General features: G+C 71.7%; 10 protein-coding genes and 1 pseudogene. 8 read left to right on the plus strand and 3 right to left on the minus strand.

From position 1 onward, the window contains the following. Nucleotides 1–13: 13 nt before the first annotated feature. A complete protein-coding gene (locus OG896_RS26980) occupies nucleotides 14–2,089 on the minus strand; it encodes a glycosyltransferase family 2 protein (protein ID WP_329369456.1) in 2,076 nt (691 codons plus the stop codon). A 325-nt stretch (nucleotides 2,090–2,414) separates the two neighbouring features. Next, the gene (locus OG896_RS26985; protein ID WP_329369458.1) at nucleotides 2,415–4,181 is read right to left on the minus strand and encodes an FG-GAP repeat domain-containing protein; all 1,767 of its coding nucleotides are present in this window, start codon (nucleotides 4,179–4,181) and stop codon (nucleotides 2,415–2,417) included. Nucleotides 4,182–4,447: 266 nt separating this feature from the next. Between OG896_RS26985 and galE the strand changes: the two genes are divergently transcribed. The 6 genes and pseudogenes from galE to OG896_RS40480 all read left to right on the plus strand — a co-directional run. Further along, on the plus strand, nucleotides 4,448–5,416 hold the full coding sequence (gene galE, locus OG896_RS26990; protein WP_329369459.1) for a UDP-glucose 4-epimerase GalE: 969 nt from the start codon (nucleotides 4,448–4,450) through the stop codon (nucleotides 5,414–5,416). A 77-nt stretch (nucleotides 5,417–5,493) separates the two neighbouring features. Further along, nucleotides 5,494–6,594 carry a glutamate 5-kinase gene (gene proB, locus OG896_RS26995; RefSeq protein WP_329374306.1) on the plus strand — a complete coding sequence of 367 codons (1,101 nt, stop codon included), beginning with the start codon at nucleotides 5,494–5,496 and terminating at the stop codon, nucleotides 6,592–6,594. Nucleotides 6,595–6,792: 198 nt separating this feature from the next. Continuing rightward, nucleotides 6,793–7,275 carry a hypothetical protein gene (locus OG896_RS27000; RefSeq protein WP_329369460.1) on the plus strand — a complete coding sequence of 161 codons (483 nt, stop codon included), beginning with the start codon at nucleotides 6,793–6,795 and terminating at the stop codon, nucleotides 7,273–7,275. 141 nt (nucleotides 7,276–7,416) lie between these two features. Beyond that, the gene (locus OG896_RS27005; protein ID WP_328464088.1) at nucleotides 7,417–8,703 is read left to right on the plus strand and encodes a glutamate-5-semialdehyde dehydrogenase; all 1,287 of its coding nucleotides are present in this window, start codon (nucleotides 7,417–7,419) and stop codon (nucleotides 8,701–8,703) included. A 157-nt stretch (nucleotides 8,704–8,860) separates the two neighbouring features. After that, nucleotides 8,861–9,283, plus strand: a complete 423-nt coding sequence (locus OG896_RS27010; protein WP_329369462.1) for an SCO2583/SCO2584 N-terminal domain-containing protein — start codon at nucleotides 8,861–8,863, stop codon at nucleotides 9,281–9,283. Nucleotides 9,284–9,347: 64 nt separating this feature from the next. Continuing rightward, nucleotides 9,348–10,382 (plus strand): annotated as a pseudogene (locus OG896_RS40480) (SCO2583 family membrane protein); the annotation flags it as partial. A gap of 233 nt (nucleotides 10,383–10,615) precedes the next feature. Here the strand turns inward: OG896_RS40480 and OG896_RS27015 are convergent. Further along, a complete protein-coding gene (locus OG896_RS27015; RefSeq protein WP_329374308.1) occupies nucleotides 10,616–11,668 on the minus strand; it encodes a M48 family metallopeptidase in 1,053 nt (350 codons plus the stop codon). Nucleotides 11,669–11,890: 222 nt separating this feature from the next. Here OG896_RS27015 and OG896_RS27020 point away from each other — a divergent pair, with 222 nt between their 5' ends. Then, entirely contained in the window at nucleotides 11,891–12,034 is a 144-nt protein-coding gene (locus OG896_RS27020) for a hypothetical protein (RefSeq protein WP_328464084.1), read from the plus strand. 8 nt (nucleotides 12,035–12,042) lie between these two features. Next, nucleotides 12,043–12,642, plus strand: coding sequence for a nicotinate-nucleotide adenylyltransferase (nadD, locus tag OG896_RS27025; protein WP_328464082.1), 600 nt, complete (start codon nucleotides 12,043–12,045; stop codon nucleotides 12,640–12,642). Nucleotide 12,643: the final 1 nt, after the last annotated feature.

Raw genomic sequence — 12,643 nt, forward strand, 5'->3', positions numbered from 1 at the left:
CTGGGCTCCGAACCTAGGCGCCGAAGCGCGCGGCCATCCGCCGGAGCTTCTTGCGGGAGCCGGGGTTGAGCCGCTGCATCACCGGGCCGCCGATCCGCTTCAGCATGCTGCGCTTGGCCGACCGGCGCCGCTGGGCCTGGGCCTCACGGGCGGTCGCCGGGTCCACCGTAGCCAGACCCTCGACCGGGTGCAGCCGGCCGCGGTCGTCGACCCGCACCTGCCCGATCTTCAGCTCGGGTCCGGAGGCGGCGCCGTCCAGCCGGGCCGACAGCTGCCAGGTGCCCGGCCGCAGCCCGGTGAACGGAGTGGCGCCCTCCTTGACGTCGGCCGGCCGCAGGTGCACCCGGCCGCCCACCGGCTCCAGCACGGCCGGCAGCCCCGCGAAGGCCGCGTCCGGACCGGTGCCGCGCAGCACCAGCCAGGCCCGGGCCGTGGCGGTGCCCGTGTGCGAGACCGCGGCCAGCTCCAGTTCCAGCTGGTCGCCGGGCATCCGCAGCACCTCGTGGCCGGCCAGCGCGTCGCCGAGCTTCTTGCCGCGCCGCGCCACGTCCAGCGTCAGGTTGCCGTGCGGGTCGGTGAAGTACGGCACCGTGAGCTGGGCGGGCTCGCCGAGCAGGGCGGGCAGGCACGCGTCGTCCACACCCGGCGCCCGGTCGGCGCCGAGCCGGGCCTTGCGGACCAGGCCGAGGCCGCGCACCGGCACCCACACGTCCCACATGCCGCGGGTGAGCGCGTCGCGGCCCTTGACCGCCTTGGGGTCGAGGTAGCCGGTGCCGTGCAGCACCACCTCGCAGAGCACGCCCTCCGGGCCGCCCGCGACGGCCGGCAGGTCCTCCACCGCGGTCTCGAACTCCGCCGGGCAGGCCCACTCCACCGCGGTCTCCCGGTCGCGGATGCTGACCTCCGCGCGGTAGCCGTCGATCTCGTCGGTGACGTCGATCAGCTCGCCGTCCTCCAGCAGGTCCTGGTGGAAGTCGGGGTGCAGGTAGTAGCGGTCGCCGCGGCGCAGCAGCGACAGCGGCTTCTTGTCGTCGCCCCACACCAGGCGGGCGGTGACGGTGATGGCGATCCGGCCGTCGACCCAGCGGAAGTCCTCCAGCCGGGCGGCGCCCTTGACCGAGGAGGCCCGGCGGGCGACCACGACCAGCTGCTCGCGCCGGTCGCGGCGCAGCAGGGTGGAGCGCAGCCGCATGATGGCGCCGAGCCCGTCGTGCACCCCGTCGTTGACGAAGTCGCCGGCCACGTCGTTGACGGCGTCGATCATCTCGTCGCGGTACTCGGGGGTGTACTTCAGCACCGACGGCTCGCTGAGCCGGCCGAGCATCTCGACCCGGTAGAAGCGCCGCAGCAGGTCGTCCCGGAAGGTGCCGGGCTCGGTGTTGGCGACCACCACGTCGAGCACTTCGCGCAGGTTGCCGTAGTAACCGGACGGCACGATCTTCGCCGAGCCGGCGTTCTTGCCGTCGTCGCGCTTGGAGTAGTGGTAGCAGGTGTAGTCGCCGAGGATGGAGACGACCTTCGCCGGGAAGTAGGTCTCCATCATGTACAGCTGGTCCTCCAGCCGCCGCTTGCCCTCGGGATAGGCGATCTTGTTGTCCCGCAGGAACTGGGTGCGGAACATCTTGTGCGGCGTGAGGCTGTCCACCAGCGGTGCGTCGTGGATCGTGCACTTCTCGCGGTTGACCCGGAAGACGCCGTGCGGGACGCCGCGGAAGTTGCTCGCGACCTTGCCGAAGACGATGTCCGAGCCGTTGCGGTGGCCCATGTCGTACAGCCGGCGCAGCGCGTCGGGCGCCATGTAGTCGTCCTGGTCGACGAAGTGCACGTACTCGCCGCGCGCCTGTTCGACGCCGATGTTGCGCGGCTTGCCCGGCCAGCCGGAGTTCGGGATGTGGATCACCCGCACCTGCGGGTGTTCGGCGGCGAGCCGGTCCAGTCTCGCGGGGGTGTCGTCGGTGGAGCCGTCATTGACGAAAAGGAGTTCCAGTTCGTCCGCCGGCAGCGTCTGTCCCAACAGCGACGCGATGCAGGGCTCTATGTATTTCCCGGGGTTGTAGACCGGAACGATGACGCTGACCTTGACCGACATCCTTGTTTCCGCCTCGCCTTTCGCAGCTCTCGTTCAGGCCGCTGGTATGTCCGTGGAATCCTACGGCGGCCGTGAGGGGTCGCCGAACAGAGCGCGGGCGTGCCTCAGGGGGTACGTGGCGCTCTGCGGTAAGACGATTCAGCGGGCGAAAGGATGTACGTACACCGCGGATTGTGACTGGTGTCACTTCGACGTCGGCGTCCGTTCAGGTGGGACGTCGGCGGGACGGGCGGGGTGGGCGCGGGGCCGGGCGGGAACGGCAAGGGGCGCCGGCACCGCGTGAAGCGGTGCCGGCGCCCCTCAGGTGAGCCGCTGGTTGCTCGGATCAGCCCAGGTCGGCGTACTGGCTCCAGCCGGCGCCGCCGATCTGGACCCGCGCCTTGAAGGTGCCGGTTCCGGTGCCCGCGTAGAAGTACAGGCCCTTCGAGCTGCGGGCCAGCAGGTCCGCCACCCCGTCGCCGTTCATGTCGCCGGGCGCGATCAGCTTGTTGTACTGGCTCCAGCCGGTACCGCCGATCTTCTTCTTCGCCCCGAAGGGTGAGGACGCGTTGCCGGTGCCGGCGTACAGGAACAGCCCGGCCGACGAGCGAGCGACGATGTCCGCCTTGCCGTCACCGGTCAGGTCGCCGGTGCCGACGATCTGGTTGTACTGGTTCCAGCCGCTGCCGCCGATCTGCACGCGGCCCTTCATCGACAGGCCGTTGCCGTTGCCGCCGTAGTAGTACAGCGCCGACGAGTTGCGGGCGAGCAGGTCGCCCTTGCCGTCGCCGTTGAGGTCACCGGGGCCGACCACCAGGTTGTACGACGTCGAACCGGCGGCGAGCATGTCGTCGTCGATGGCGTAGTTCGCCAGGTTGTACAGGTGGCCGTCGTACAGGCCCTTGCCGATCAGGTCCGAGAACCCGGAGTCGGTCAGCGAGGAGACCTCGTAGAGCCGGATCGCGCTGCGGTCGAAGCCGGTGCCGGCCTCGTACTTCGTGTCGAGGTTCCCGGTGCCGGTGGCGTCGTAGTAGTACAGGGTGCCGTTGGAGGTGTTGGCGTAGATGCCGTCCTTGCCGAAGAACGGGTTGGCGCCCGCGCCCGCGAACTGCCGCTCCCAGCCCCAGCCCGTGCCGACCTTCATGCGCGTGGGGTCGAACGTGCCGTTGCCGTTGCCGTCGTACAGGTAGAGGGTGCCGTCGTAGCCGCGGGCCAGCAGGTCCTGGGTGCCGTTGCCGTCGTAGTCACCGCCACCGAGGATCTGGTTGTACTGGTTCCAGCCGGTGCCGCCGATCTGGGTCTTCGCCGCGAACGGGGTGGCCGCCTTGCCGCTGCCGGTGTACAGCCACAGCCCGCTGGAGTTGCGGACGACGATGTCGCCGATGCCGTCGCTGTTGAAGTCGCCCACGCCGACGAGCTGGTTGAACTGGTTCCAGCCCGCGCCGCCGACCTGGACCCGGGCGCCGAAGGGCGCCGAGCCCGAGCCGGTGCCCGGGTAGAAGAACAGTCCGGCCGAGCTGCGCGCGAGCAGGTCGGGCTTGCCGTCGCCGTTGAGGTCGCCGGGCGCGAACAGCTTGTTGTACTGCTGCCAGCCGGTGCCGACGGTGGTGTACGACTGGAAGCCGTCGGTCTGCAGCCCGTTCGCGCCGCTGTGCAGGCGCAGCGAGCCGCTGGCGGTCAGCGTCAGCAGGTCGGGCTTGCCGTCGCCGTTCAGGTCGCCCGGCGTCAGCAGGTCCTTCACCTGCGAGGTGTCGCCCTCGATCACCGTGGTGAGGCGGTTGGAGGCGCCGTTGAGCAGGTCGATGACGATGTCGCCGTTGCTGTACCGGTAGACCAGGTCGTCCGCGCCGTCACCGTCGAAGTCGGACGGGTGCGTGGTCGCGGCGGAGGTGGCGATCTTCGCGGTCTTGCCGCGCAGCTTCTTCGACGAGCGGGCCGGCAGCGAGACCTGCGAGGTCTTGGCCGTGACGGCCGGCCGCTTGACCGGGCCGGGGGCACCGGGCGCGTCAGCGGCCGCGGTGCCGCTCAGCGCGCCGGTGGCCAGCAGCCCCGCGCAGCCGAGCACCGCGCAGGCGACCGTACGGCGGCCCTTGCGGCGAATGGTGTTGGACACGTGTGTGTTCCTTCGTCGAGAAATGGTGTGCGGGCACCACAGCGCCGGGCCACGTGTCGCAGGCATGACCGCGCAGAGCGCGCAGGTCGCCTCGACCGCCGATGTCCCCCCCGGGGTGCTCCGACTCTCTGTCCTATGCGGATATGTGCTCGAAGCGCAAGGCTTTTCTGTGAATCCGGTGAAGATCTCCTGTACCTCGGGTGACGGCCGGGCGGCCTCCGGAAGCGGTCATCGGGCCCCGCCGCCCCCGCTGTTAGGGTGGGACGATGTGGTTGATCACCGGCGGAGCCGGATACATCGGGTCCCACGTCGTCAGGGAGTTGACCGCCGCCGGCGAGAGCCTCGTGGTCCTGGACGACCTGAGCAGCGGCGACCCGGCCCGGCTGCCGGCCGGCATCGTGCTGGAGCGCGGCTCGGTGCTCGACGCGGAGGTGCTGGCGCGCGTGCTGCGCGAGTACGCCGTCGACGGGATCGTGCACATCGCCGGCCGGAAGCAGGTCGCCGAGTCCGTCGAACGCCCGCTGTACTACTACCGGGAGAACATCGAAGGACTGCGCACCGTCCTCGACGCGGCCGCGGCCGCCGGGGTGCGCCGCTTCGTCTTCTCCTCCTCCGCGGCCGTCTACGGCCCGACCGACGTCGACCTCGTCACCGAGCAGACCCCCTGCGCGCCGATGAGCCCGTACGGCCAGACCAAGCTCGCCGGCGAGTGGCTGGTCGCGGCGGCCGGCCGGGCGTACGGCATGGCCACCGTCTCGCTGCGCTACTTCAACGTCGCGGGCGCGGCCACCCCGGAACTCGCCGACACCGGCGTGTCCAACCTCGTCCCGATGGTCTTCCAGCGGCTCGCCGCGGGAGCGCCGCCGCTGATCTTCGGCGACGACTACCCGACGCCGGACGGCACCTGCGTGCGCGACTACATCCACGTCCAGGACATCGCCTCCGCGCACCTGGCCGCCGCCCGCCGGCTCACCGCCGACCCGGACACCGCCCTGGTGCTGAACATCGGCACCGGCCTCGGCGTCTCGGTGGCCGAGATGGTCACGGTGATCGGCGAGGTGACCGGTCACACTGATCTCGTGCCCGAAGTCGGCCCGCGCCGCCCGGGTGACCCGGCCCGTGTCATCGCCTCGGCCGAGGCGATCGCCAAGGAGCTGGACTGGCGCGCACAGTACGACGTCCGGGAGATGGTGGGTTCGGCATGGGCGGGCTGGCAGGCGCGCCACCCGGGGTGACGGCCCGTCACGGCCGGACGGATCGCGGAACAGCGGACAGAGGGACGGCGCAGGTGGCAGCGGCGGCACGGCAGGACGTGGTGGAGGCCCGCAGGGTCGTGGTGAAGGTCGGCTCCTCGTCGCTGACCACGGCCGCGGGCGGGCTGGACGCCGACCGGGTGGACGCCCTCGTCGACGTCCTGGCCAAGGCCCGCGCGGACCGCGAGGTGGTCCTCGTCTCCTCCGGCGCGATCGCCGCCGGGCTCGCGCCGCTCGGCCTGCCGCGCCGCCCCCGCGACCTGGCCCGGCAGCAGGCCGCCGCCAGCGTCGGCCAGGGCCTGCTGGTCGCCCGCTACACCGCCTCCTTCGCCCGGTACGGCATCCGCGTCGGCCAGGTGCTGCTCACCTCCGACGACGTCAGCCGCCGCACCCACTACCGCAACGCCTACCGCACGCTCGACCAGCTGCTGGCCATGGGCGCCCTGCCGATCGTCAACGAGAACGACACCGTCGCCACCGACGAGATCCGGTTCGGCGACAACGACCGGCTCGCCGCCCTCGTCGCCCACCTGGTCCACGCCGACCTGCTGGTGCTGCTCTCCGACGTCGACGGCCTCTACGACGGCGACCCGCGCACCCCCGGCACCAGCCTGGTCGGCGAGGTCACCGGCCCCGGCGACCTCGCCGGCATCTCCATCGGCAGCGCGGGCCGGGCCGGCGTCGGCACCGGCGGCATGGTCACCAAGGTCGAGGCCGCCGCCATCGCCACCGGCGCCGGGGTGCCCGTGGTGCTCACCTCCGCCGTGCACGCCGCCGACGCGCTGGCCGGCCGCGAGACCGGCACGTACTTCCACCGCACCGGCAAGCGCTCCGCCGACCGTCTGCTGTGGCTCGCACACGCCTCCACCCCGCGCGGCTCGCTGCGGCTGGACGCGGGCGCGGTGCGCGCCGTCACCGAGCGGCACAGCTCCCTGCTGCCGGCCGGACTCACCGCGGTCGAGGGCGACTTCACCGCGGGCGACCCGGTCGACCTGCTGGACGAATCCGGCCACCCGGTCGCCCGCGGCCTGGTCAACTTCGACGCCCGCGAACTGCCCCGCCTGCTCGGCCGCTCCACCCGCGACCTCGCCAGGGAACTCGGCCCGGCGTACGAACGCGAAGTGGTCCACCGCGACGACCTCGTACTGCTGCGCCCCTGAGCAGAGGGCTGCCCGTTTCCCGCGTGCGAATGCCCGGTTCCGCCCGGTTCCCGGGACCCGTCCGGCCGGTCGCTCCTCGGCCAATCTCCGGGAAAACGCCACGCCCGGCCGCCGAGCCTGGTCAACTGTGAAGCGGAGGAGTCGTCCGCAGGGAGCGTGCGGGCGGGCTCGGTCACGTCACCCACAGGGAGGCCACCGGTGAAACGAGGGCGCCCAGGGCACTCGTCCAGGGGGACATCGGGGCGCGCGCTGGTCAGCGTGAGCAGCGGGCACGACGTCGGTAAGGCCGGCGCCGGCAGCAGCGCTGACGACGCGGAGACCGGGCACGACGAACACCCCTCCGCCCGGCTGTGGCACGTCACGCTCAGCGTCTCCGGCCCCCGCGCGCCCCTCGCCGAGGTCAGACGCGGACTGGAACAGCTCGCGCACGATCACCCGTTCCTGCTCACCAGCCGCTACGCGACCGACCACGCCGAGATCCGCTACTGGGAAGAGGCCCGCGACCTCCACGACGCCGCCGCGCTGGCCTTGCGGTTGTGGGGCGAACACCGCTCCACCGCCGGGCTGCCCCCCTGGGAAACCGTCGGCCTCGAAGTCATCGACCGCACCACCTACCACCAACGCCTCGCCGAAGGCTACGGCCCCCCACCCGCCGTCCCCGTAGGCGTCCACCCGTACTAGGCAGCGTGGGCGGTGCGCCTCTTCCGCGACGAGCAGCCCCACCAAGGGGCGCGGGGAACCGCGCGCTCAACAGGCCACCGGCAGGTGGTCCGCCAACCGACAGAACCAGCCACCCGGGCGGGTCAGGGTACCCTGCACCGCATGGAATTGCCCTCGCCGCTCCCCACGTCCCCCGTGCTGCTGGCCGCGTACCGCGCCCGCGCCGCCGCCGCGGAGCTGGCCCCGCAGGCCCGCGCGGCGAAGGACGACGCGCTGCTGGCCATCGCGGACGCGCTGATCGTCCGCACCCAGGAGATCGTCGCCGCCAACGCCGAGGACGTCGCCCGGGCGAAGGCCGCCGGCACCAGTGAGGCGATCATCGACCGGCTCACCCTCACCCGCGAGCGGGTCGCCGCGATCGCCGCCGACGTACGGCATGTCGCGTCGCTGCCCGACCCCGTCGGCGAGGTGCTGCGCGGCTCCACCCTCCCCAACGGCCTCGACCTGCGGCAGGTCCGGGTCCCGCTCGGCGTGGTCGGCATCATCTACGAGGCCCGCCCGAACGTCACCGTGGACGCCGCCGCGCTCTGCCTGAAGTCCGGCAACGCGGTGCTGCTGCGCGGCTCGTCCTCCGCGTACGCCTCGAACACCGCCCTGGTCACCGTGGTGCGCGACGCGATCGGCGGCGCCGGCCTGCCCGCGGACGCGGTACAGCTCGTGCCCGGCGAGAGCCGTGAGTCCGTCACCGAGCTGATGCGCGCCCGCGGCCAGGTCGACGTGCTGATCCCGCGCGGCGGCGCCGCCCTGATCCGTACCGTCGTCGAGGGCTCCACCGTGCCGGTGATCGAGACCGGCACCGGCAACTGCCACGTCTACGTGGACGCCGAGGCCGACCTGGACACCGCCGTGCAGATCCTGGTGAACTCCAAGGCGCAGCGGCCCAGCGTCTGCAACTCCGCCGAGACCCTGCTGGTGCACCGCGACATCGCCGACCGCTTCCTGCCGCTCGCGCTGGACGCGCTCGCCGAGGCGGGCGTCACCGTGCACGGCGACCCGGGGGTGGTGGCGGCCGCGCGGGCGCACGACGGCAAGGCCACCGTGGTGCCGGCCACCGCCGAGGACTGGGAGACGGAGTACCTGTCGTACGACATCGCGGCCGGCGTGGTGGACTCGCTGGACGCGGCCGTCGCGCACATCCGGCTGTGGTCCTCCGGCCACACCGAGGCGATCGTGACCACCTCGCAGGCCGCCGCCCGCCGCTTCACCCGGCTGGTCGACGCCGCCGCGGTGATGGTGAACGCCTCCACCCGGTTCACCGACGGCGGCCAGTTCGGCTTCGGCGCCGAGATCGGCATCTCCACCCAGAAGCTGCACGCGCGCGGCCCGATGGGCCTGCCCGAGCTGACCTCCACCAAGTACATCGTCACGGGCGACGGCCACATCCGCTGACCGGCGCCCCACACGTACTCACCGGTATCCGCCGTCCCGCCCGCCCCGGTGGTCGGGACGGCTGGCGTACCACGTCCCCGCCACTGGCGCACAGCCGCCGCACGGTGGGCCAGGAAAGCCCTGCCCAAAAGGGCCCCTTCCGGCTTACTCTGAACAGATGCCGGACGATGACGAGTTCGCCTCCGTAGTCCTCGACGAGGAATTCGTACGGTCCGCTCTGTTCCATGAGCCCACGGCCAGGGAACGGATGCTTGCCGTCGCCGAAGGTCCCGCGCTGCCACCCAGCCGTCCCGCACGGCACAGAAGCCGGGGCGCCACCGTACCCGAGCTGGAGGACGACTCCGTCCTGGAGTCGGACGAGCTCTACGCCGCCGGGCACCCCTACCGCGCCGGCAGCACCCGCTGGCACCGGCCGGTGGCCTGGGCGCTCGCGGTGGTGATGGGCATCGGCGTGGTCGCCCTGACCTTCGCCGCGGTCTACCGGGGCGCGGGCGGCGGGCGCACCACGACCCCGCCGCCGACGCACCCGCCGATCGGCACATCGGCGACCCCGACCATCCACTTCGTCCCGCAGCCCTGATCGCACGTCAACTTGACCGCCACAAGGGCGCCTGTTCCCGTCCATACGGACTTAACCTTGTGATATGAGCGGGCATGAGGACCCTCCCGAGGGCTCGCCCGACGGCGTGCCGGCCGGGGGCGACGACGAGAGCGAATACCGACCCGTCGTGTTCGACGAGTCGTTCGTCAAGGCTGCCCGTATCCAGGAGTACTCCGCGCGCGAGCGGCTCGACGACGCCGCGCACGCGGTGCGCATCCGCCATGTGATGCCGCACGGCCTGGCCCGGCAGGCACTGGCGATGTTCGCGCTGATCATGGTGGCGTTCGGCTTCGCCGTCTACATGGGGGTCCGCCACCCGTACCGCGGCCACACTCCCGCGGTGAGCGAGCAGATCCGGGTGAACCTGATACCTCTGGTGCCGAAGGGCACGGTGCAGGCGGTCTCGCCGAGCGAGCCGTTCGCCGGCAGCCGCGCCGAGGGGTACGGACACGGCATCAGGGTGCCGACCGACGCGGCCCGGCGGATCGGCGGCTACGCGCAGAGCGAGGTCCAGGAGGCGCTGGACACCGCGAAGAAGTATCTGACCGTCACCTCGCTCGACCGCGAGACGGTGATCTCCGGCGACCTGGAGCCGGTGCGGGACCTGCTGAGCCCCGGCCAGCTCGACCAGTTCGACGCCACCCTCACCCAGCCCAGCGACGACGGCAGCCACGCGGCCACCGGCTGGCTGGTGCGCTTCGACCCGCAGATCTCCCTCGCGGGCAGCGCCGACAACGCCATCCGTGTGAACGACGGCAAGGTGCGGACCGCCGCGGCCGGCAGCGAACTGGAGATCGTCACCGACTACACCTTCTTCTACGCCCTGCGCGGTGAGTCGGACACCACGGTGTCGCTGTTCTCGGTGCGGCGCGATCTGACCTTCCACGTCAACCACACGGATGTGCGGCAGCACCACATCGAGCTGGTCGACGCCGACGTCCAGGCCGGGCCGCTGGCCTGTACCGACACCGTCGGCAGCTATTTCCGGCCGATACTCGCCGGCGGCAGCGGCGGTCGGCTCGACGGCGTCGACCCGTACCGGCCCGACCACCCGGCGGGCTCGGTCTGTAGCGCGATGGACGGCAGCGCGGCCGCCCCCACCGGCACGGCCACCGCCCGTACGCCCACTCCCACCGGGAGCGGGGACGGGGCTGGGTCAGGGCCCGGGTCCGGGTCCGCGACGGCTACCGAGACGGGGCTGGTGACCGCGACCGGCGGCACGACCGGCGGCACAACCGGCGGCGCGACCGGCAGTGCGGTCGTGCCGCCGGCGACGGTGACCACCGCGTCCGCGGTGCCCGTCGCGCGCTGCTACGCCCCTTCGGGCGCGGCGCCCGACGGGTCGGCGCCGGTGTCGCCCTTGCCGCCCGCCCCGGTGAACTTGTCGCGCAGCTTGCCGCCGATGTCACCGGCGCCGTTGCCCAGATCGCGGATCAGACCGACCAGCGGGTCCTTGCTCTGCTTCGCCCGCTCGGAGTAGTGACTGGCCGACTCCTTGAACGTGTCGTAGACCGAGGCGTCCTTGTCGTCGGTGCGCCGCGGGTAGTGGCCGTCCATCAGCCGCTGGTAGTCCCGGCTGGTCGCCCACTTGCGCAGCTCGCTGGCGCGCACGGTGGCGAAGGGGTGGCTGCGCGGCAGCACGTTGAGGATCTTCAGCACGGAGTCGCGCAGGTCGCCGGCGGCTTCGTACTCGTCGGCCTGCTTGAGGAACGCGTCCACGTTCATCTCGTGCAGGTGGTTGCCGCCGGCCAGCTTCATCAGGCCGCGCATCGACGCCTGGAGGTCCTGGCCGACCAGCAGCCCGGCCCGGTCCGCGGACAGTTCGGACTTGCGGAACCACTCGCGCAGCGCGGTGACGATCGCCAGCACCGCCAGGTTTCCCAGCGGTATCCACGCCACCCTCAGGGCGAGGTTGGTGAGGAAGAGCAGGATCGTCCGGTAGACGGAGTGGCCGGACAGCGCGTGGCCCACCTCGTGGCCGACGACCGCGCGCATCTCCTCCTCGTCCAGCAGCTCCACCAGGCCGGTGGTGACCACGATGATCGGCTCGTCCATGCCGATGCACATCGCGTTCGGCTGCGGGTCCTGCGTCACGTAGAAGGCCGGGACCTTCTCCAGGTCGAGGATGTAACAGGCGTCCCGGAGCATCGCGTTGAGGTGCGCGAACTGCTCGTCGCTGACCCGGACGGAGTCGGACAGGAACAGCAGCCGCAGGCTGCGCTCGGGCAGCAGCCCGCTCAACGCCTTGAAGACGGTGTCGAATCCGGTGAGCTTGCGCAGCGCCACCAGCGCCGACTTGTCGGCCGGGTGTTCGTAGGCCCGCGACGAGATGTCGGGGAACCGGCGCCGGGTGCGGCTGGGCAGCTTCTCACCGCCGGAACCCTTGCCGGCCGAGCCCTTTCCGCCGGGCCCGTCCTTCTTCGATTTCTTCGACTGGGACGATTCGGACACCTGGGCCAACCCCCTGCTCGCCAACCGTTACACAGTGCTGGACGCGCGGAGCCAGCGCGAAGTTCCCCGGGCACCGCCCGTACCATGTGCCGTGAGTCTTCCCGCCCGTCCCCGAGAAAGCAAAGGGTCAGCCGAATGTCGACCGCAGCAGCCACCACCCTGACCACACTCGCCGAGGGCGGCAACCACCCGAGCCTCAGCCCCTACCTGACCGGATTCGGCGCCCTGGGCGCCCTCCTGCTCCTCCTGTGGGTCGTCACCCGCTTCAACCGGGACTAGCCGTCCGCATGTCAGAGAAGAAGCGCATCGGCGTGATGGGCGGTACCTTCGACCCCATCCACCATGGGCACCTGGTGGCCGCGAGCGAGGTGGCGAGTCTCTTCCACCTCGACGAGGTCGTCTTCGTGCCCACCGGCCAGCCCTGGCAGAAGGAAGACCGCAAGGTCTCGGCCGCCGAGGACCGCTACCTGATGACGGTGATCGCCACCGCCTCCAATCCGCAGTTCTCGGTGAGCCGGAGCGACATCGACCGCGGCGGCCGGACCTACACCATCGACACCCTGCGGGATCTGCGGAACGACCACCCCGAGGCGGAGCTCTTCTTCATCACGGGGGCCGACGCGCTCTCGCAGATCCTGTCCTGGCGGCATGCCGAGGAGCTCTTCGCGTTGGCGCATTTCATCGGCGTCACACGTCCAGGGCATACGCTGTCGGACCCGGGCCTCCCCGAAGGCGGAGTGTCGCTGGTGGAGGTCCCGGCGCTGGCGATCTCGTCGACCGACTGCCGCCAGCGGGTGGCCAAGGGGGACCCGGTCTGGTACTTGGTTCCGGACGGTGTGGTGCGCTACATCGACAAGCGCGCGCTCTACCGGCACGAGACCGGGTAGC

This window comes from Streptomyces sp. NBC_00669, assembly GCF_036226785.1.
Classification (GTDB): Bacteria; Actinomycetota; Actinomycetes; order Streptomycetales; family Streptomycetaceae; genus Actinacidiphila.

Excerpts from the sequence above, each read along its gene's own strand:
- OG896_RS26980 (WP_329369456.1), bottom strand. The coding sequence starts at position 2,089 with ATGTCGGTCAAGGTCAGCGTCATCGTTCCGGTCTACAACCCCGGGAAA.
- galE (WP_329369459.1), top strand. The coding sequence starts at position 4,448 with ATGTGGTTGATCACCGGCGGAGCCGGATACATCGGGTCCCACGTCGTC.
- OG896_RS27005 (WP_328464088.1), top strand. The coding sequence starts at position 7,417 with ATGGAATTGCCCTCGCCGCTCCCCACGTCCCCCGTGCTGCTGGCCGCG.
- OG896_RS27010 (WP_329369462.1), top strand. The coding sequence starts at position 8,861 with ATGCCGGACGATGACGAGTTCGCCTCCGTAGTCCTCGACGAGGAATTC.
- OG896_RS27020 (WP_328464084.1), top strand. The coding sequence starts at position 11,891 with ATGTCGACCGCAGCAGCCACCACCCTGACCACACTCGCCGAGGGCGGC.
- nadD (WP_328464082.1), top strand. The coding sequence starts at position 12,043 with ATGTCAGAGAAGAAGCGCATCGGCGTGATGGGCGGTACCTTCGACCCC.